Annotated in this window: 21 protein-coding genes; 9 read left to right on the top strand and 12 right to left on the bottom strand. The window is 66.9% G+C overall.

The window, feature by feature from the left end; all coding sequences use genetic code 11:
• Nucleotides 1-80 precede the first annotated feature (80 nt).
• The 7 genes from QPK31_RS20130 to QPK31_RS20100 all read right to left on the bottom strand — a co-directional run bounded on the left by QPK31_RS20130 (nucleotide 81) and on the right by QPK31_RS20100 (nucleotide 5836).
• Nucleotides 81-632 carry a TIGR00730 family Rossman fold protein gene (locus tag QPK31_RS20130; protein WP_290424663.1) on the bottom strand — a complete coding sequence of 184 codons (552 nt, stop codon included), beginning with the start codon at nucleotides 630-632 and terminating at the stop codon, nucleotides 81-83.
• Nucleotides 633-646: 14 nt separating this feature from the next.
• Nucleotides 647-1333, bottom strand: a complete 687-nt coding sequence (locus QPK31_RS20125) for a TetR/AcrR family transcriptional regulator (RefSeq protein WP_290424662.1) — start codon at nucleotides 1331-1333, stop codon at nucleotides 647-649.
• A 76-nt stretch (nucleotides 1334-1409) separates the two neighbouring features.
• Nucleotides 1410-1907, bottom strand: coding sequence for a phasin family protein (locus QPK31_RS20120; RefSeq protein ID WP_290424661.1), 498 nt, complete (start codon nucleotides 1905-1907; stop codon nucleotides 1410-1412).
• Nucleotides 1908-1975: 68 nt separating this feature from the next.
• Nucleotides 1976-2689, bottom strand: a complete 714-nt coding sequence (locus tag QPK31_RS20115) for a response regulator (RefSeq protein ID WP_290424660.1) — start codon at nucleotides 2687-2689, stop codon at nucleotides 1976-1978.
• A 57-nt stretch (nucleotides 2690-2746) separates the two neighbouring features.
• Complete coding sequence (locus QPK31_RS20110) at nucleotides 2747-3688, bottom strand: alpha/beta fold hydrolase (protein ID WP_290424659.1); 942 nt, start codon at nucleotides 3686-3688, stop codon at nucleotides 2747-2749.
• Nucleotides 3689-3692: 4 nt separating this feature from the next.
• Nucleotides 3693-5312 carry a GMC family oxidoreductase gene (locus tag QPK31_RS20105; protein ID WP_290424658.1) on the bottom strand — a complete coding sequence of 540 codons (1620 nt, stop codon included), beginning with the start codon at nucleotides 5310-5312 and terminating at the stop codon, nucleotides 3693-3695.
• A gap of 2 nt (nucleotides 5313-5314) precedes the next feature.
• Nucleotides 5315-5836, bottom strand: a complete 522-nt coding sequence (locus QPK31_RS20100; RefSeq protein ID WP_290424657.1) for a twin-arginine translocation signal domain-containing protein — start codon at nucleotides 5834-5836, stop codon at nucleotides 5315-5317.
• A 341-nt stretch (nucleotides 5837-6177) separates the two neighbouring features.
• On the opposite strand from QPK31_RS20100, the gene QPK31_RS20095 reads away from it, so the two are divergent.
• A complete protein-coding gene (locus QPK31_RS20095; protein ID WP_290424656.1) occupies nucleotides 6178-6642 on the top strand; it encodes a hypothetical protein in 465 nt (154 codons plus the stop codon).
• An 11-nt stretch (nucleotides 6643-6653) separates the two neighbouring features.
• On the top strand, nucleotides 6654-7559 hold the full coding sequence (locus QPK31_RS20090; protein ID WP_290424655.1) for a DUF2145 domain-containing protein: 906 nt from the start codon (nucleotides 6654-6656) through the stop codon (nucleotides 7557-7559).
• A 34-nt stretch (nucleotides 7560-7593) separates the two neighbouring features.
• Here the strand turns inward: QPK31_RS20090 and QPK31_RS20085 are convergent, their stop codons facing one another.
• Entirely contained in the window at nucleotides 7594-8343 is a 750-nt protein-coding gene (locus QPK31_RS20085) for an RNA methyltransferase (protein ID WP_290424654.1), read from the bottom strand.
• Nucleotides 8344-8516: 173 nt separating this feature from the next.
• Between QPK31_RS20085 and QPK31_RS20080 the strand changes: the two genes are divergently transcribed.
• The 7 genes from QPK31_RS20080 (at nucleotide 8517) to QPK31_RS20050 (ending at nucleotide 14705) form a co-directional block, all read left to right on the top strand.
• Entirely contained in the window at nucleotides 8517-9296 is a 780-nt protein-coding gene (locus QPK31_RS20080) for an inositol monophosphatase family protein (RefSeq protein ID WP_290424667.1), read from the top strand.
• A 226-nt stretch (nucleotides 9297-9522) separates the two neighbouring features.
• The gene (locus QPK31_RS20075) at nucleotides 9523-10947 is read left to right on the top strand and encodes a DEAD/DEAH box helicase (protein WP_290424653.1); all 1425 of its coding nucleotides are present in this window, start codon (nucleotides 9523-9525) and stop codon (nucleotides 10945-10947) included.
• 371 nt (nucleotides 10948-11318) lie between these two features.
• Nucleotides 11319-12098 (top strand): 2-oxo-tetronate isomerase, encoded by a 780-nt coding sequence (gene otnI / locus QPK31_RS20070; protein WP_290424652.1) that lies wholly within the window; start codon nucleotides 11319-11321, stop codon nucleotides 12096-12098.
• Between the two features lie 80 nt (nucleotides 12099-12178).
• Entirely contained in the window at nucleotides 12179-12544 is a 366-nt protein-coding gene (locus QPK31_RS20065; RefSeq protein ID WP_290424651.1) for a VOC family protein, read from the top strand.
• A 108-nt stretch (nucleotides 12545-12652) separates the two neighbouring features.
• On the top strand, nucleotides 12653-13510 hold the full coding sequence (locus QPK31_RS20060) for a hypothetical protein (protein WP_290424650.1): 858 nt from the start codon (nucleotides 12653-12655) through the stop codon (nucleotides 13508-13510).
• A 15-nt stretch (nucleotides 13511-13525) separates the two neighbouring features.
• Nucleotides 13526-14131 (top strand): hypothetical protein, encoded by a 606-nt coding sequence (locus tag QPK31_RS20055; protein WP_290424649.1) that lies wholly within the window; start codon nucleotides 13526-13528, stop codon nucleotides 14129-14131.
• 190 nt (nucleotides 14132-14321) lie between these two features.
• On the top strand, nucleotides 14322-14705 hold the full coding sequence (locus tag QPK31_RS20050; protein WP_290424648.1) for a TraR/DksA family transcriptional regulator: 384 nt from the start codon (nucleotides 14322-14324) through the stop codon (nucleotides 14703-14705).
• A gap of 19 nt (nucleotides 14706-14724) precedes the next feature.
• Here QPK31_RS20050 and phbB read toward each other — a convergent pair whose 3' ends face one another.
• The 4 genes from phbB to QPK31_RS20030 form a co-directional block, all read right to left on the bottom strand.
• Nucleotides 14725-15471 (bottom strand): acetoacetyl-CoA reductase, encoded by a 747-nt coding sequence (gene phbB / locus QPK31_RS20045; RefSeq protein WP_290424647.1) that lies wholly within the window; start codon nucleotides 15469-15471, stop codon nucleotides 14725-14727.
• Between the two features lie 139 nt (nucleotides 15472-15610).
• Entirely contained in the window at nucleotides 15611-16165 is a 555-nt protein-coding gene (locus QPK31_RS20040; protein WP_290424646.1) for a hypothetical protein, read from the bottom strand.
• Nucleotides 16166-16239: 74 nt separating this feature from the next.
• Complete coding sequence (locus QPK31_RS20035; RefSeq protein ID WP_290424645.1) at nucleotides 16240-17103, bottom strand: zinc-dependent peptidase; 864 nt, start codon at nucleotides 17101-17103, stop codon at nucleotides 16240-16242.
• A 31-nt stretch (nucleotides 17104-17134) separates the two neighbouring features.
• Nucleotides 17135-17890, bottom strand: a complete 756-nt coding sequence (locus QPK31_RS20030) for a glutathione peroxidase (RefSeq protein ID WP_290424644.1) — start codon at nucleotides 17888-17890, stop codon at nucleotides 17135-17137.
• Nucleotides 17891-17940: the final 50 nt, after the last annotated feature.

Below are 17940 nucleotides of genomic sequence, written 5' to 3'. Positions count from 1 at the left end.
CACGCAACTCTACCTAAAGGCAAAAATTCAATCCTCTTCTTGCAAAACGGGTGGAGTCCATAGATACGGTCAACGCAGCGTCAGAGCGACGCCCCAACGCCGAGCAGGCGGCGCACCAGCGCCTCGGCATCGGCATCGATATGCATCATTTCCGCATGCGCCGGCCGCACGAAACCTTCATCCCGCTGGTGCCGCGCAAATGCCACCAGTCCATCGTAGAAGCCTTCGGTATTGAGCAACCCGATCGGCTTGGCATGGATCCCCAGCTGCGCCCAGGTCACCATCTCGAACAATTCTTCCAGTGTCCCGAAGCCGCCCGGCATGGCGATGAAGCCTTCCGACAAATCCGCCATCATGGCTTTGCGCTCGTGCATGTCCTTCACCACGAACAGCCGCGTCAGCCCCGCATGCCCGACTTCGCGCTCGACCAGCGCACGCGGGATCACGCCGGTGGCTTCGCCGCCCAGGCGCAGCACTTCGTCGGCAATCACGCCCATCAGGCCGACCTTGCCGCCGCCGTATACCAGGGCGATGTTGTGATCCACCAGCGCCCGCGCCAATAGGCGCGCCGCGTCGGCGTAGATGGGCTTGGCGCCATTCGAGGCGCCGCAGTAGACGGCAATCGATTTCATCAGTGTTCCAGTAATCAGGAAGGGTCGCGCGCTTCGTCGGGCAGCTTCTTGAGATATTCCTCCGACAGCTTCTCGAACAGCAGCCGCGTATCGCCGCGCAAATACGGTCCCAGCATCGACAGCACCTGGTAACAGCCGCGCGCCAGGGCGTCGGCAATCGCCTGCTGCTCGCTGTACTTGCGCGGGTTGCGCACGTATTCGTAGGACAGCCAGTAGGTGGCGACGACCACCATGTTGGTGGCCATGGCGCTGATCTGCTGGTCGCCGGCGTCGAGCGAGTTTTCGCTGCGCAGGTCTTCGCACAGCTGGCGCGCGACCTTGATCTTGTGGGCCAGGATGGCCTTGAAGTGCAGTTCCAGCTTGCGGTTGCGCGACAGCAGGTCGTTCAGGTCGCGGTAGAAGAAACGGTAGCGCCAGATCAGTTCGAACATCAGGTGCAGGTAGAGCCACACGTCTTCCATGTTCGAGCGGCGCCCCGCCGGCACCGTGAGGATGCGCTCGATCTCGGCTTCGAACTGCACGAAGATCGAGTTGACGATGTCGTCCTTGTTGCGGAAGTGGTAGTACAGGTTGCCGGGCGAGATGTTCATCTCCTCGGCAATGACGGTCGTCGTGATATTCGGCTCGCCGAACTCGTTGAACAGCCTGAGCGAGAGCTCGAGGATGCGTTCACGGGTGCGGCGTGGTGCTTTCTGTAGCATGGAAGGCGGCGGTATTTGTGTCAGCCGCAAGCATAACATCGAACGCCATGACGGCGTTACTGCCAAATGCCATCAATCAGGCCTTATCGGCGCCATCCTTGCGCTTATCTGCTGCCTTTTTCGCCGCCGGCTTTTTTGCTGCCGGCGTTTTTCCGACAGCCGGGCTGGCAGGCGGCTTGCGGCTCGCGCTGCCGATCTCGGCCAGCATGCGTTCCAGCTCGTCGATGCGGTGGTTCAGCGCCTCGATCTCGCTGCGCGCCGGCACGTCGATGGCGGCCAGGGCGCGCGCCACGCGTTCCTCGAACACCTGCTCCAGCTTGCCCCAGGTGCCGGAGGCGCGGCGGCTGGAGCGCTCGGCCTTGCGCGCCACGGTGTCGGTCGCGTCCTCGACCTTGCGTGCGCGCTTCTGCAGTTCGGTGCCGTCGCGGACCAGGCGCGTGAATGCGCGCCCGCCCTCCTGCTGGGCCTTGGCAAAGGCGCCCAGGCCGGCCTGCCAGATCTGCTGCGCCGAACTGCGCACCGCGCGCGCCAGCGCTTCTTCTTCCTGTTCCAGATCCTCGATCTTCTTGCTCATCGCTTCCTCGTGTGTGTTGCCCCCATTGTAGGAGCGCACGCTAGAAGGCGGATTCTAAACGCGCCGCCCTACAACTCCTCGCCCCTTTGCAGTTGCAGCGCCAGGGCGTCGCGCAGCGCCGCCATCAGGGTCGCGCCCATCCAGGGCTTGGCATAGTAACGGTCGGCCGCGCCGCTGGCCAGGGCCTCGGCGATCTCGCGCTCGTCCTCGCTCTGGCCCGAGAGCAGGATGCGCACCGTGGGCGGATACAGGCGCTGCGCCTCGGCCAGCAGTTCGGCGCCGCTCATGCCGGGCATGAAGTGGTCGCTGACGATCACCGCCACCTGCTCGCGCGCCAGCAGCGCCAGCCCCTGCGCACCCGAGGACGCGGTCAACACGCGCCAGCCCTGGTCCTCGACCATGTCGGCCAGCACCTCGAGCATGAAGGTGTCGTCGTCGACCAGCAGCAGGGTCTGGGTGGGCGCGGCCGCCGGCAGGAAGGCTTCGGCTTCGAGGGCGAAGCTGCCGGGTTCCAGCGGCAGCGGGATGTAGCCGTCGAAGCCGGCGCCCAGCAGCGTGTCGCGCAGCGCGGCATCCTCGGGCGCCGCCAGCGCCAGCAACACGCCCTGGCCGCGCGCGGGCAGGCCGAAGGCGGCGGGATGGCGTGCGTGGCAGAGCACCAGGTCGGGCGCGAGCGGATCGTGGGCGCCGGTGTTGACGATGTGGCCGCGCTCGCGCAGCAGGCGCGCCATCGCGGAAAAGCGGGCGGGATCGTCGTCGAGGATGTGGATGCGGGCCGCCACGTGGTCTCCAGAAGTCATACGGGACGGACTGTATCACGTCCGGGCCGTCGTCCTCTTCTAAGCCGGCAGCGGGTCGCCGGTCTTCAATGCCGCCAGCTCGCGCATGACGGCGTCGAGGATGCGCGGGTTGCGCCCCAGCGCCACGTGGCCGATGCCGCCGAAAGCGAGGTTGCGCGCACCCGGCAGCAGGCTCGAGGTCTGCGGCGAGATGATGTTGTCGTGGTGCGAAAAGATCGAGGTGAAGAGCGCGCGCCGCGGCGCGTCTTCATCGGCGTCGAGTTGCCGCAGCCAGTCGCAGGGCATGCCGCCCTTCCAGCGCATCTGCGCCGCATTCACGCCGAGGCCGAAGTTGGCCAGGCCCGTGCCGAAGTGCGGCGTGCCCAGGGTGAGCACGCGCAGCACGCGCGCGCTGCCGTGCCGGCGCAGCCAGGCGCGCGTGACCAGGCCGCCCATGCTGTGGGCGACGATGGCGATCTGCGCGGCGCCGGTCGCGCTGCGCAGCGCTTCGGCGGCGCGCTCGACCTGGGCGACGTAGTGCTCGATGTCGGCGGTCACCGGCAGCAGGTCCACCGTCGCATGGCTGATGCGTGCACGGTCCAGGCGCGGCAGCAGGTGCGCCCAGTAGCCGCTGTTGCAGCCGTAGCCATGCACCAGCAGCACCGGCACGGCAGCCGAACCGGCATGCACGCGCAGTCCTTCGCGCGCCCAGGGCATGGTCCAGGAGGTGTAGACCATGCTGGCGCGGAATTCCTCGGCCAGCAGATGCAGGGCGCGCAGCGGGTTCAGTCGGAATTCGGGCGGCGTCGGGCTGGCGAAGAAGGCGGCCAGCACGAAGTTGTTCATGTTGATCAGGAGGCGCACCAGGGCCACGCTGCCGCATCCGAGCGCCGCCGCGGCCCAGGGTCCGGCATCGAACCAGCGGATGGCGGCCAGCGCGATGCCGAGTGCGGCGCTGGCCTGCACCAGCAGCACGAGTTGCAGCAGGCGGCGTGCGCTCATCGCTTCAGGCTCCCGGACGCGGCGCCGGCTGGCCGGTCAGGTCCTCGGCCAGGCCGCTGGCCAGGCGCGCCGCGAGTCCGTAGATCGACAGCTGGGGGTTGGCGCCGATCGAAGTCGGGAACAGCGAGCCGTCGTGCACCGACAGGTTGGCCAGCTCGCGGTAACGCCCGTTCGGCACCACCACGCCGAGGCGCGCATCGCCGGCCATGGTGCAGCCGCCCATCACGTGGGCCGAGGCCACGCGCGTCATGTGCAGGGCCTGCGGCAGCTCGGCGATCGCGCGCTGCGCTTCGTTCCAGCTGGTGTAGGCGCGCGCGCTTTCGTGGGCGGGTCGCACGGCGCTGGCGCCGGCGGCGAACTGGATCTCGGCCATGGTCAGGAGGGCGCGCCGCGCGCCGTCCCAGAGGAAGTCGTTCAAGGGATAGTCGAGGACGGCGGCGCCATCCTTCAGTTGCACGGTGCCGCCGGGAGACGCTTCGTGGAAGCCATCGCGCAGCAGCGCCAGCATGCCCTGGATGTGCGGGAACTGGCGCATCATGGCCGCGTGGTCGGCGCCGAAGCCGTTCATCGTGGTCGACAGCAGCACCGGATGCAGCGGCGGCGCTTCCAGCTTGTAGCCGAGCGGGCCGTCGATCGGCGCGGTGTGCAGGAAGTGGTCGGAGTACACGGTTTGCGGCGCGCCGGCATAGGCGTCCACGCGCTGCGGAAAGATCCCGGCCGAGATCAGGGTCGGGTGCAGGAAGGTGCGCTTGCCGAGCAGTGCATGCGGGTCGGGCGCGTTCGAGCGCAGCAGCAGCGCCGGCGAGTTGATGGCGCCGCCGGCCACCACGAAGTGCTTGGCGCGCAGGCGCAGCAGGCGCCCGTTCGGCGCGACGCCGTCGGCCTGCAGGCCGGTGCAGAGCAGCTCCTCGACGTCTTCTCCCTTGATGGCGAAGCGCTCGGCGCGGGCGCGCGTGACCAGCAGCGCGCCGTGGTCGAGGGCCGACGGGATCGTCGTCACCAGCATCGACTGCTTGGCGTTGGTCGGGCAGCCCATGCCGCAGTAGCCGAGGTTCCAGCAGCCATTCACGTTACGGCGGATCAGGCCCGAGGGAATCCCGAGCTTGTCGGCGCCGCGCTTGAGCAGGGCATTGTTCTCGTTCGGCGCGGCCTGCCAGTCGCCTATGTGCAGGCGCGCTTCCATCGTCTCGAACCAGGGCGCCATCGCCTCGGCATCGAAGCCGTCGAGGCCGAAGCGGGTGCGCCAGTAGTCCAGGGTCGACGGCGGCGTGCGGAAGCTCGAGGTCCAGTTGACGGTCGTCGAGCCGCCCACGGTGCGGCCCTGCAGGATCTTGATGCCCTTGTCGAGCGTCTGGCGCGCGGCCGATTCCTGGTACAGCGTTGGGTAGGCGTCGGCCTCGCGCATCTTGAAGTCGTTCGACGAGCGCAGCGCGCCCTCTTCCACGATGATGAGCTTCAGGCCGGCCAGCGCCAGGATCTCGGCCGTGACGCCGCCGCCGGCGCCGCTGCCGACGATGACGACGTCGGCTTCCAGGGTTTGGTCGGCCTCGATGCGGGCGGCGTCGACGATGCGCCAGCCGCGCGCGATGCCTTGCCGGATGGGGTCGGGAATGAAGTCGTTCATGTTCAGGACAGTTCCTTCATCGGGCCGGGATAGCCGATCGCGTTCCAGCTGGCCGGTTGGGCATACCAGGCGCCGAGTGCAAGGTCGTGCAGGGCGCTGTAGGCGGTGCGCAGCAGGGCGAAGCGGTGCAGGCGCCAGTCCTGCAGGAAGGCCGTGACCTCGGTTTCGGATGCATGCGCCCAGCCGCCGGAGATGCCGGTCAACAGCCTGCGCGCCGGCGCCAGGGCCAGCAGGCCGAACAGGTCCTGCACTTCCTTCTGTACCGCCAGCGGGAGATTCGAAATGGCGGTATGGACGCCGTCGACCGTGGCGGCGATGGCGGCCTTGCGCCCGGCGGCATCAGGCGGCAAGGCGCCGGACAACATTGCCGGCACGATGGCGCCCAGCGCCGCGCGTGCTTCGCCGTCGAGCACGAAACGCGCCGGGTTCGCGGGCTGCATGGCGCGGTAGATGCCGCCGCCGGCGGCCAGGACGAGCGCACCCAGGGCGCCCGCCTTCAGGAAGGATCTGCGGCTTGTCTCCATCTGTCATCCTTGTTGTTATGGCGCCTAGTGTACGCCAAAGGCATGCGGGCAAAACGGATGCGGACTAGAGGGAATCGTCGAAAAGATGGCATGGATGATAACTATGCAAATATGCTTTGCATCGCAGGCGTCGGGTGCAAATATCGTTTGCCATTGCAATGCCGGCCGTCGGATGCAAATATCGTTTGCCATTGCATTGCCGGCCGCTGGACGCGTGGGCGGCGCACGCGTTGCGTTCATGCCCACTGCAGGGTGGAGCCGACCACCCTACCGTGCATATCTTCTCATCCGTGCCCGGGGCTAGTACCATTGGTCCATTCAGCTCGACACGAAAGCACATCATGACCATGCCCACCCTCCTGCGCGCCGTCTGCGCCGCCTTGTTTGCCACCGCCTGCGCCCTGCCCGCCCATGCCGACAGCGCCTCGTCGGTCGCGTCCAGCGCCGGCTCCGCCTCTTCGGGCAGCATCTCCGATTCCATCGGCGCCTCCAGCGACAGTTCGAGCGGCGACCGCCGCGTTGCCGCCGGCGCCTACCGCGTGATCGACATCGCCCAGGCACCGGCAAAGGCCGACACCACGCGCATGACTATGCGCGCGGTCGCCGCCGGCCCCACGCGCGAGTTCTACCTCGACGTGCCGAACCGCGCCCTGGCCAAGCGCGGCATCAAGCATGGCGAACTGGTGCAGGTGAACGAACGCGTCTACGGCTACGAGTTCGCGCACGCCGACGACGGGCGCTCCTTCTTCCTGGCGCTGCAGGACGCGTGGTACCGCGAGCTGGGCTCGAAGCAAGTGGCCATCTGAAGCGCGATTCGATGCGGCGTCTTGCCAGCATGGGCGCCGGCGCATTGCTGCTGTGCGCCGCCAGCGCGGCCTGGGCCGGCCTGCCGACCTTCTGCGAACGTCCGCGCGAAATCACCGCAGGCGAGCAAGACCGGGTGCTGCGCTTTGCCGGCGCGGTGAAAGACGAACTGGAACGCTCGGGCCAGCGCGTCGCTTTGGTCGCGCGCGCCGGCGTCGACCTGAGCCGCTTCGGCCTGCTCTACTCGCACGCCGGCGTGGCGCTGATGGACAACCCCGGCAGCCGCTGGGGCGTGCGCCAGCTGTACTACGCCTGCGAGGAAGCACGCCCGCGCCTGTTCGACCAGGGCATGTCCGGCTTCGCGCTGGGCGCCGACGCACCCTCGCACGGGCACGTGTCGCTGCTGTTCCTGCCCGACGCGCAAAGCGCGCAACTGGAAAAGGCGGCGCTCGACAAGCCGCTGGTGCTGTCGCTGCTGGCCGGCCGGTACAGCGCGAATGCCTTTGCCTTCGGCACGCGCTACCAGAACTGCAACCAGTGGGTGGCCGAGCTGCTGGCCAGTGCCTGGGGCGGCATCGCGAGTGGCGAGCACGCGCGCGAAGCAGCCCAGGACTGGCTGCGCGCGCAAGGCTACGTCGCCGGCCCGGTGCGGATACCCTCGCACCTGCTGATGTTCGCCGGCCAGTTCGTGCCGCTGGTGCACGTCGACGACCATCCGGTCGATGACATCCACGCGCTGGCCTTGCAGGTGAGCGTGCCCGTTGCGATCGAGGGGTTTGTGCGGCGCACGGTTCCGGGCACGCGCCATGTCGAGCTGTGCCACGATACGCAGCAGATCGTCGTGCGCCGCGATGGTCCGCCGCTCGGCGCCGAATGCCGTGCGATGGCCGGCGACGAGGTGATTTCGCTCGGCACCTGACCGTGCATGACGGTACTGAAGGAAAGCGCTCGCCCTAGCGCTTGAGGATCTGGCGCGCGATCCCGCGCAGGATGTTCACTTCCTCGGTCTCCAGCCCGGTACGCGAGAACAGGCGCTTCAGGCGCGGCATCAGCTTGCCGGGATTGTCCGCCTTCAGGAAGCCGATCGACACCAGCGCTTCTTCCAGGTGGGCATACATGCCTTCGATCTGGGCCAGGCTGGCGGCGTCGCCATGGTAGCCGACCGGCGTGGCCGGGAGCGCATCGCCGAGCGCCCCCATCCGGCACTCGTAGGCCAGCACCTGGGCCGCCTGCGACAAATTCAGCGAGGAATACGCGGGGTTCGCCGGAATGTTGATCAGCACGTTGCAGCCTTCGACGATCTCGTTCGGCAGCCCGACCCGTTCGTTGCCGAAGATGAGCGCCGGCCGCAGCTCATGCTGCGCCGCGATGTGCCCGGCAAAGCCGCGCGGCGTCCACACCGGCGGCGAAAACTCGCGCAGGCGCGCCGACACCGCCGCCGCGAAATTGCAGCCCTCCAGGGCTTCGCCGATGCTGCCGACTATCCGCGCATTCGACAGCACGTCGAGCGCACCGCTGGCAAAGGCCACCGCTTCCGGATCGGTGAGCGGGTCGGCGCAGCGCGGCGCCACCAGCACCAGTTCGGAAAAACCCATGGTTTTCATGGCGCGCGCCACCGAGCCGACGTTGCCGGCGCGGCTGGTTTCGACGAGCACGAAGCGCAGGCGGGAAAAAAGAGACGTGTCGGAATCTGGCGGGTTCATTTAAAATAGCGCCATCGCGCGGCGCGAACAGATAAAGTCAGGCTTCAAGGGCCGGGATTTTAACGGGTTCGGCGCCGCTTTGCTCTTTAATTCATTCTATTCCGACGGTTCACGGCGCCAGACTGCGCGGTGGGCGTCAGCATTTTTTTACGGAAAAAGCTTACATGCACCCAATGCTCAACACGGCCATCAAGGCCGCTCGCCGCGCTGCCACTGTCATCAACCGCGCGTCTTTCGACCTGGACCGCGTTACCGTCTCGGAAAAACAACACAACGATTTCGTCACCGACGTCGACCAGGCTTCCGAGCAAGCCATCGTCGAAACCCTGCTCAAGGCCTACCCCGACCACGCCATCCTGGCCGAAGAATCGGGCGCCTCGCGCAACCTGAACGACGAAAGCGAATACGTCTGGATCATCGATCCGCTCGACGGCACCACCAACTTCCTGCACGGCTATCCTAACTACTGCATCTCGATCGCGCTGCAACAGCGCGGCGTGATCACGCAGGCCGTGGTCTACGACCCGGTCCGCAACGACCTGTTCACCGCCACCAAGGGCGCCGGCGCCTACCTGAACGACAAGCGTATCCGCGTCAAGAACAACGACCGCATCCTGAAATCCCTGCTGGCCGCCGGCCATGGTCCCGACCCGCGCGCGCTGGCCGAATACCTGCGCATGTACGAAGTCGTCGCCTCGCGCTGCCACGGCGTGCGCAGCGCCGGCTCGGCCGCGCTGGAACTGGCCAACGTGGCCGCCGGCCGCGTCGATGGCTACTTCGAAAAAGGCCTCAAGATCTGGGACATCGCCGCGGGTTCGCTGCTGGTGACCGAAGCCGGCGGCATCGTCGGCGAGTTCAACGGCGAGTCGGATTACCTGAACAAGGGCGACATCATCGCCGCCGGCCCGAAGGTGTTCGCGCAGATGGTTCCTTTGATGGTCCCGTTCGCGTAATTTCAAACTCGCGTAGAATAGATGGATTGCAGGCCGCCGGCGCAGGACGCGCAAGGCGGCTTTCAAGCATGCATTTCCACACGGCAACAAATTCACTATAATCAGTTCCGGGTTGGCGCGCGCATCCTGCACACGATGCAATGTTGCGCCGGCATGCCCTTGAACTGCCCTATCCGATCCTGGCGCCGCTTGCGCCGGCGGCGGAATCAACTTCACCAGAGAATCTATGTCATTTGCTACCCTCGGCTTGTCCGACGCTATCGTTCGGGCAGTTACTGAACAAGGCTATACCACGCCGACCCCGATCCAGGCCCAGGCGATCCCTGCGGTGCTGGGCGGCGGCGACCTGCTGGCCGGTGCCCAGACCGGTACCGGCAAGACCGCCGGCTTCACCCTGCCGCTGCTGCAGCGCCTGTCGAGCGACGCCATCGGCGCCGCCCAGAAGAACAAGACCGCGCCACGCGCCGTGCGCGCCCTGATCCTGGCCCCGACCCGCGAACTCGCGGCCCAGGTCGAGGAAAGCGTGCGCCTGTACGGCAAGTACACCAACCTGAACTCGGCCGTGATCTTCGGCGGCGTCGGCATCAACCCGCAGATCAAGCTGCTCAAGCACGGCGTCGACATCCTGGTCGCCACCCCGGGCCGCCTGCTCGACCACGTGGGCCAGCGCACCGTCGACCTGTCGAAGGTCGAGATCCTGATCCTGGACGAAGCCGACCGCATGCTGGACATGGGCTTCATCCACGACATCAAGAAAGTGCTGGCGATCCTGCCGCCGAAGCGCCAGAACCTGCTGTTCTCGGCCACCTTCTCGGACGAGATCAAGGCCCTGGCCGACAAGCTGCTGAACAACCCGGCCTCGATCGAAGTGGCGCGCCGCAACTCCACCGTGGAAGTGATCGCGCAAAAGATCCACCCGGTCGACCGCGATAAGAAGCACCCGATGCTGTCGCACCTGATCAAGGAAAACGACTGGCACCAGGTGCTGGTGTTCACGCGTACCAAGCACGGCGCGAACAAACTGGTCGAGCAGCTGGGCAAGGACGGCATCGGCGCCATGGCGATCCACGGCAACAAGAGCCAGTCCGCCCGCACCAAGGCCCTGGCCGAGTTCAAGGACGGCAGCCTGCAGGTGCTGGTCGCCACCGACATCGCCGCGCGCGGCATCGACATCGATCAATTGCCGCACGTCGTGAACTACGACTTGCCGAACGTGCCGGAAGACTACGTGCACCGCATCGGCCGTACCGGCCGCGCCGGTGCCACCGGCGAAGCGGTGTCGCTGGTCTGCGTCGACGAGCACCAGATGCTGAAAGACATCGAAAAGCTGATCAAGCAGACCCTGCCGCGTCACGTGATCCCGGGCTTCGAGCCTGACCTGAACGCCAAGGCCCAGCCTATCCAGCTGCGCAGCGGCGCACCGGGCCATGCCAACCGCGGCGGCCGTCCAGGCGGTGGCCGTGGCGGCCAGGGCCAGGGCCGCAGTGCTGGTGCGGGCGCCGGCAACGGTGGCCGTCCGGCAGGCAGCGGCAATGGCTCGCGTCCGGCGAGCGCCGGCGGCGGCAACCGTGGCGGCAATGGCGGTAACGGCGGCGCCAGCCGCGGTCCGCGTACCGGTGCGGCGCCACGCCAGGGCGGGCGCGACCGTTAATCGGCGCCAGCGTTTGCCGAGAAGGACAGGACCGGGATGCCTGCCTGTCCTTTTTTTATTGGCTCACGAAGTAGGTTGACCTCAAGCGTACGGTGGGCACGCCGTGCCCACGCGGAAGCTGATGCTGCGTTATCGTCCGAACGCGGTGATGCGACCTGCCGCCTGATGCCGTGTTCGCGGTATGCCCGAGGACGCACCGGCGACACGCGGCTGCCAGGGTTCTAAGCCTGCAATCACCACGCAAGCTTCCGCGTGGGCACGCCGTGCCCACCGTACGGTTGCAGCCGCGTGCCGTCCACACGATTGCCCCACCCCGGCAGCTTTTCACCCCGAATGCTAGGATAGCGGACTGTCAACATCCGAGACCCGCCATGCCAAGATTCGCCGCCAACCTGAGCACGCTGTTCCCAGAGCTCAGCTTCCTCGACCGCTTCGCAGCGGCGCGGACGGCCGGCTTCGATGCAGTCGAATTCCTCTTCCCCTACGCCTGCGAGCCCGACTGGATCAGCGGCCGCCTGGCGCGTTACGGCCTGCAACTGGTCCTGCACAATTTCCCGCCCGGCGACTGGGCAGCCGGCGACCGTGGCATGGCCTGCGACCCGCGCCGCATCGGCGAATTCCAGGACAGCGTCGCCCTCGCCCTCGATTACGCCGAAGAACTCGGCGTCAGGCAGCTGCACTGCATGGCAGGCAAGATTCCGCCGAACGTACCGCAGGAACGCGCCCATGCCACCTACGTCGCCAACCTGCAGTTCGCCGCCGCCAAGCTGAAAGAAAAGCAGATCGACCTCCTGATCGAGCCGATCAACGACCGCGATATGCCCGGCTATTTCCTGACCGGCTCGCGCCAGGCCGCCGCCATCATCGAAAAATGCGGCGCCGACAATCTCTTCCTGCAATTCGACATCTACCACATGCAGCGCATGGAAGGCGACCTGGCCAATAGCCTACGCACCCTGCTGCCCGTGATCCGCCACATCCAGCTGGCCGACGTGCCGGGCCGCCACGAACCGGGCAGCGGCGAAATCAACTACCCCTACCTGTTCCGTTTGCTGGACGAACTCGGCTATGCCGGCTGGATCGGCTGCGAATACAACCCGCAGGGTGATACCGCGCAAGGCCTGGCCTGGCGTACGGAACTGGCCGGCTGACCGGCAGTCAAAAACTGCAAAGCTGGACAAGCCGCAGGCGTTGCGGCAGGATTGTCTGCTGATCAATACCGGAGACCGCCATGATCCAGGGACTGCGCACCGTCATCTATCCCGTCACGCAATTGAGCGAGGCAACCGAGTGGTACCGCCGCGTGCTCGACAAGGCGCCCTACTTCGACCAGCCCTTCTATGTCGGCTTCGAGGTCGGCGGCTTCGAGCTCGGCCTGGTGCCAGATGGCGTGCCCGGCAGTGCCGGCGCCACCGCCTACTGGGGCACGCCGGATGCACGCGCCGAAGTCGCGCGCCTGGAAGGCCTGGGCGCCACGGTCGAGTCGCCGGTGGAGGACGTCGGCGACGGCATCAAGGTCGCCACCATCCGCGACCCGTATGGCAATCTGTTCGGCATCATCGAGAATCCCCACTTCGATCTGTCCAAGCTGGCATAAGGCGCAACACCGTCAACGAATGAGTTGACCAACTGCAACGCCGCTGCATGCGCCGTTTGCCAGAATGGGTACTTTCCGGTCGGCATCTTTGCCGCTTGAGAGGACCCGATGAACACTTCCCGTCTCGTCGCCACCGCCCTGCTTGGCCTCAGCCTGTTCCTGGGCGGCTGCGCGACCACCAACGGTCCCGTCAGCCTGACCGAAGTGCGCGAATTCGCCGACGCCTCGGCGCGCCTGGGCGGCTACGCCGAACTCTCGCGCCGCTACCGCGACACCTACGAGCGCGAACAGCCCTATTTGCCGGCGGCCGCCGACAAGCTGGCGCGCGATAACGACGCCAAGCGCCGCGCCGTCTACGAAGACTTCGTCAGCGTGAAAAAGGCGGTGGTGCTCTACATGCAAACGCTGAGCCTGCTGGCCGGCGACACCCGCTACGATTTATCCGAACGCATCGACGACCTCGGCAATGGCCTGAAGGCGAACACCGAATCGGCCCTGCAGCAGCGCCACATCGCCGCCTACACCGGCCTGACGCGCCTGCTGACGCGGGTGATCGCCTCGGGCTACCAGAACCGCAGCGTGGAAACCATGGTGCGCGACGGCGACGCCGACGTCCAGGTGCTGCTGGAGGCCATGATCTCGCTCACCCGCCTGTATTACAAGACCAACGAGAATGAGAAGAAGACCGTGCTCGGCATCTTCGACGTCGAGCTGCCGTTCAACACCAGGAGCAGCGACCGCATGCTGGTTACGCTGGCCAAGGTGCATTACCTGAACAAGTCCAGCGAATACAAGCTCATCGACCGCCGCTACGACCTGGCGCTGCAGGGCCTGACGAAAGTGGCGCTCGGGCACCAGAAGCTGCGCGAGAACCTGCACAAGCTGTCGGAGGCGGACGTGCGCCGCATGCTGGGCAATTACGCGCGGGACTTGCGGATGATCCGCGACGGCCTGTCGGGCGACTGATCTCAAGGAGAAGGCATGGACAAGCAGACGGGGACAACAGCGGGCACGGCCGGGGCAGCGGCACAGGCTGCCGGGCAATCCACGGCGCACACCGCCGCGGATGACACCACGGTAGCGGCAAGCGCCGCGCCGGCCAGCGCGCAAGCGGACAACGGAGGAGGCAGCGGCCTGGCCAGCGTCGCCCAGATCGTCGAACTGGCCGATCAATTGTCCGCCTGCGCAGACCAGCTGCACGAACGCATCATGCGCGATATCCGCGCCTACGAGGGCCGCACGGTGCCGGACGCGGTGCAGGCGGCCGCCCGCGCCCTGCTCGACGACGAAGTCGTGCTGCGCCAGCGCGCCAACGGCCTGTACGCCGATGCCGCCACCTATATCGTGAAGTCGCTCGGCAAGTCGCAGCGCAGCGTGATCGCCCTGACGACCGAGGCGGCCGAAAAGATCCGCAAGATCACCCTGATCGGCGACGTCACCGGCCTGGTGGGCGGCCTGCTGCAACTGGCCGGGGCCGCCGCCACCGGGCAAGCCGCCTCGGTGGTCGGCGCCCTCGACAGGATCCGCGCGCACATGGCGGCGATCCAGGCCAACCAGCCGCCGCCCCCGGCCAGCAAGAGCGCCTGACGCCGGCGCAGCCCGACCGGGCCTGCCCGCCCTCGCTGTCCTGGGCGCACGCGTGCGCCCATGTTCATCCTTCGCGCATCGCGCTACACTGGTCCCACATCGTCATGTGGGGAGTGCGCAATGGACCGCTTTCCTTTGCCTCGAATAAGCACGCAAGCTGCGCAACGCCCGGTCGCGCTGCGGTCCTGAGATGCGCCCCCTCGCCATGACCGCCCTCGACGCAGGCCAGTTGGCGCAGTTGCGCGCCACGCTCGAGGCGCGGCTTGCCGCGCTGAGCGGCCTCGATGACGTCAGGGAAGCGGCACCGGAAGGCGCGCGCGACCTGCCCGTCCCCGAAGTCGAAACCTCGCCCGCCGACAAGGCCACCGTGCGCCTGCTGAACGACCTGGCCCTGGAAGCGGCCGGCAACCACGCGGCCCAGATCCAGGTACTGCGCCATGCCCTCGCCAAGTTCGAGGACGGAAGCTATGGCTTGTGCGAGGAATGCGGCAACGACATCGGCTATTCGCGCCTGCAGGCCCGACCCGAAGCGCGCCTGTGCATTGCCTGCCAGACGCGCTTCGAGAAACGCTGAGCTTCCGCTGCGCCCGGCGTCAGCGCATGTGCTGGCCGCCGTTGATGGCGATGTCGGCGCCGGTCACGAAACCGGCCGCGTCCGAGCACAGGTAAGCCACCAGCGCCGCCACTTCGTCCGGCTCGCCCAGGCGCCCGACCGGAATTTGCGGCAGGATCTTGCCCTGCATGATATCGGCGGGCACGGCGCTGACCATCTTCGTGCGCAGGTAGCCCGGCGACACCGTGTTCACGGTCACGCCATGGCGCGCCATTTCCAGCGCCAGCGCCTTGGTGAAGCCATGCATGCCGGCCTTGGCGGCGGCGTAGTTCACCTGGCCGAAGGCGCCGGCGTTCGCGTTCACCGAGGAAATGTTCACGATGCGGCCCCAGCGCCGGTTGGCCATGGTCTCGATCACCTGCTTGCTCATGTTGAACACGCTGTCGAGGTTGGTGGACAGCACGGCGCGCCAGTCGTCGAGCGTCATCTTGCGCAGGCTGCGTTCGCGCGTGATGCCGGCATTGTTCACCAGCACGTCGACCCGGCCCAGCTCGTCCAGCAGTTGCGCCACGGTCGCCGCGCAGGCATCGTGGTCGGTGACGTCGAGCCGATAGGCGCTGAAGCGGTAGGCTTCGTCGCGCTGGGCGGCCAGCCAGCCTTCGGGCGCGGGATTGCCCGGCGAGTAAGTGAGTGCGACCGCAAAGCCCGCGTCATGCAGGCGGCGGCACAAGGCGGTGCCGAGGCCGCCCATGCCGCCGGTCACCAATGCTACGCGTTTCTCTTCCATTCTTGCCCCCCTTGTCGACGGCCAAGCGGCCGGAACGGACAAGTCTAGGAGCGCTGCTCCTGGGAACATTGAGATAGATCAAACCAGAAAAGCCGCACGGCACGCTGGCCGTGCGACAAACAACAGGTTCAGTGCACACTCAGTGCACGATATCCGGCGCTTGCGACGGGTCGAAATCGGCCCAGTCGCCGTTGACGATGTTGCCGCGTGCACGCTCGATCTGCACCGCACCCAGCCGGCGCAGCACCTCGACCGCACGGCCTTCGTCGCCGGCCTCGTCGAACGCGACGGCCACCAGCATCCCGGCCTTGCGCTGCTCGATCGGGGCGCGCCCGCCCTCTTCATGCTCGCCGGCTTCCTTCATCTTGGAAAAGCTGAACAGCGAGCCGACGTGGGCGCCGACCAGGCCGCCGACGATGGGGCCGGCCGGTCCGGTCAGCGGCACCGTGGCCGTGCCGACCGCCGCGCCGATGGCGCCGCCGGTGGCCGCCCCCTGCACCACGCCGACCGGGGTTTCCTTGGCGCCTGGCGAGTGCAGGTTGTCGCCACCGATCGGGGTCATGTCGTGCTGGCCGGCCTGGCTGAGATAAAACCCGCTGATGCGCTCCTGGGAGAACCCGGCCTCGGCCAGGGCGCGGCGCGCCGTGTCGACTTCGTCCTGGAGTTCAAAGTGTCCTGCAATGATGGTAGACATGGCATTCTCCTGCGTCGTAATGACAGCAGCATGCTCCTGCTGGGCTGCTTGCTCTGTACGCAAACGCACACTGTCTATTGCCATTGCCCGTAGACCATCCCATAGTCCGGCACCGGCGCCGGCGGTGCGCTCCAGGCGCACGGGTCGACCCGGTAATACTTCAGGAACTCCTCGAACAGGGCAGTATGCCGCTCGGCCAGCCGGTGCGGCTGCTCGAAAAAGGCTTCGGTCGCCACCGCGAAGAATTCGGCCGGATTGGTGGCGCCATAATGATCGAGCACGCCCTGCTGGCCGAACCAGGCGTCGTGGCGCAAGGCGTCGAAGTCGCGCGACAGCACTTCCGACCAGCTGCGGTAGCGCTCGGCGCTGCCGAGATAGGGTGCGCCGTTGGTGCTGCCGGATTCGCTGTCGAGCTGGTGGGCGAACTCGTGCAGCACCACATTGTGGCCGGGGTCGTCGCCGCCCGCGCGCCGCACGTGGTCCCAGGACAGGATCACGCGTCCGTCGCCCCAGGATTCGCCCAGCAAGTCCTGGCGCTCCTCGCTGACGACGCCGGCCTCGTCGACCTGGCGCCGCGGCACCAGGAAGGCGCCGGGATAGACCAGCACCGAATGCAGGGTCGGGTAGACCAGCTCGCCTTTGGTGCCGAGCAGCAGCAGGCAAGCCTGGCCGGCGATCGTCACCCGCATCTCGTCGGTGATGTCCAGGCCGGCACAGCCGACAAAGGTTTTTTCGTGCAGGAAGCGGCGCACCAGGCGCTCGAGGCGGCTGCGCTGCGCGGCGTCCATGCCGCGGTATTGCTCGACATTGCGCGCCAGCGTGTCCAGCGCCGCCGGCGGCAGCGGCGCGGACAGGGCGCGGCGCAGGCGCCAGCGCGGGATGGCCCAGGCCAGCAGGCCGGCGGCCACGAGTGCGGAAACGGTCAGCAAGGCTTCCATCAGCGGCTCCCGCCAGGTAACAAGGTGGTGCTCAAGCGGCCGCCATGCGCTGGGCCAGGTGCGAGTCCAGCTCGTCGGCACCGCCGATCAGCTCGCCGCCAATGAAGACCTGGGGCCAGGTCATGCGGCCGCTGACGGCGCGCAGCACACTGGTATTGATCTTCTGGCTTTGCGAAATATCCGTATACCGCAGGCGATGCCGCGCCAGCGCCGCCTTGGCGCGCGCGCAGAACGGGCAGCCGGGACGCGAGAACATCACGATCGGCTCGGGCGCCCGTGCCTCCGGGTTGATGTGCGCGAGCATGGTGTCGGCATCCGAGACGGCAAAGGGGTCATCATCGCCCTCTTCCTCGATGAACATTTTCTCGATGACGCCATCGCGTACCAGCATCGAATAGCGCCAGGAACGCTGGCCAAAGCCGAGGTCGCGCTTGTCGACCAGCATGCCCATGCCGCGCGAAAAATCGCCGTTGCCGTCGGGGATGAAAGTGATCGCGTCGGCATCCTGGCCATGCTTCCATTCGTTCATGACGAAGGCATCGTTCACGGAAATGCAGACGATCTCGTCGACGCCGTTGTCGCGCAGCACAGGCGCGAGTTCATTGAAGCGCGGCAGGTGGGTCGAGGAACAGGTGGGCGTATAGGCGCCCGGGAGCGCGAAGACCACGACGGTCTTGCCTTTGAACAGCTCGTCGCTCGTCAAGTCTTGCCAGGCGTCGTGGGGACGCGTCTTGAAGACGACACTCGGTACGGGTTTTCCTTCCAGCGATTCGGCACTCGGCAACATGGGATTTCCTTTCCAGGTCAGGACATCCGCCGCAGTTGGGGCTTGTTGAC

The organism is Massilia sp. YIM B02769 (genome assembly GCF_030411995.1).
In the GTDB taxonomy this organism is placed as follows: domain Bacteria; phylum Pseudomonadota; class Gammaproteobacteria; order Burkholderiales; family Burkholderiaceae_D; genus Telluria.
This window is presented reverse-complemented; position numbering and strand designations above follow the sequence as displayed.

What these genes read in the sequence shown, in the direction of transcription:
- QPK31_RS20090 (WP_290424655.1), top strand. Translation starts at nt 6,654, where the DNA reads ATGCGGCGTCTTGCCAGCATGGGCGCCGGCGCATTGCTGCTGTGCGCC.
- QPK31_RS20100 (WP_290424657.1), bottom strand. Translation starts at nt 5,836, where the DNA reads ATGGAGACAAGCCGCAGATCCTTCCTGAAGGCGGGCGCCCTGGGTGCG.
- QPK31_RS20120 (WP_290424661.1), bottom strand. Translation starts at nt 1,907, where the DNA reads ATGAGCAAGAAGATCGAGGATCTGGAACAGGAAGAAGAAGCGCTGGCG.
- QPK31_RS20050 (WP_290424648.1), top strand. Translation starts at nt 14,322, where the DNA reads ATGCGCCCCCTCGCCATGACCGCCCTCGACGCAGGCCAGTTGGCGCAG.
- QPK31_RS20080 (WP_290424667.1), top strand. Translation starts at nt 8,517, where the DNA reads ATGCTCAACACGGCCATCAAGGCCGCTCGCCGCGCTGCCACTGTCATC.
- QPK31_RS20060 (WP_290424650.1), top strand. Translation starts at nt 12,653, where the DNA reads ATGAACACTTCCCGTCTCGTCGCCACCGCCCTGCTTGGCCTCAGCCTG.
- QPK31_RS20030 (WP_290424644.1), bottom strand. Translation starts at nt 17,890, where the DNA reads ATGTTGCCGAGTGCCGAATCGCTGGAAGGAAAACCCGTACCGAGTGTC.
- QPK31_RS20095 (WP_290424656.1), top strand. Translation starts at nt 6,178, where the DNA reads ATGACCATGCCCACCCTCCTGCGCGCCGTCTGCGCCGCCTTGTTTGCC.
- QPK31_RS20130 (WP_290424663.1), bottom strand. Translation starts at nt 632, where the DNA reads ATGAAATCGATTGCCGTCTACTGCGGCGCCTCGAATGGCGCCAAGCCC.
- QPK31_RS20125 (WP_290424662.1), bottom strand. Translation starts at nt 1,333, where the DNA reads ATGCTACAGAAAGCACCACGCCGCACCCGTGAACGCATCCTCGAGCTC.
- QPK31_RS20035 (WP_290424645.1), bottom strand. Translation starts at nt 17,103, where the DNA reads ATGGAAGCCTTGCTGACCGTTTCCGCACTCGTGGCCGCCGGCCTGCTG.
- QPK31_RS20085 (WP_290424654.1), bottom strand. Translation starts at nt 8,343, where the DNA reads ATGAACCCGCCAGATTCCGACACGTCTCTTTTTTCCCGCCTGCGCTTC.
- QPK31_RS20075 (WP_290424653.1), top strand. Translation starts at nt 9,523, where the DNA reads ATGTCATTTGCTACCCTCGGCTTGTCCGACGCTATCGTTCGGGCAGTT.
- phbB (WP_290424647.1), bottom strand. Translation starts at nt 15,471, where the DNA reads ATGGAAGAGAAACGCGTAGCATTGGTGACCGGCGGCATGGGCGGCCTC.
- QPK31_RS20105 (WP_290424658.1), bottom strand. Translation starts at nt 5,312, where the DNA reads ATGAACGACTTCATTCCCGACCCCATCCGGCAAGGCATCGCGCGCGGC.
- otnI (WP_290424652.1), top strand. Translation starts at nt 11,319, where the DNA reads ATGCCAAGATTCGCCGCCAACCTGAGCACGCTGTTCCCAGAGCTCAGC.
- QPK31_RS20065 (WP_290424651.1), top strand. Translation starts at nt 12,179, where the DNA reads ATGATCCAGGGACTGCGCACCGTCATCTATCCCGTCACGCAATTGAGC.
- QPK31_RS20110 (WP_290424659.1), bottom strand. Translation starts at nt 3,688, where the DNA reads ATGAGCGCACGCCGCCTGCTGCAACTCGTGCTGCTGGTGCAGGCCAGC.
- QPK31_RS20040 (WP_290424646.1), bottom strand. Translation starts at nt 16,165, where the DNA reads ATGTCTACCATCATTGCAGGACACTTTGAACTCCAGGACGAAGTCGAC.
- QPK31_RS20055 (WP_290424649.1), top strand. Translation starts at nt 13,526, where the DNA reads ATGGACAAGCAGACGGGGACAACAGCGGGCACGGCCGGGGCAGCGGCA.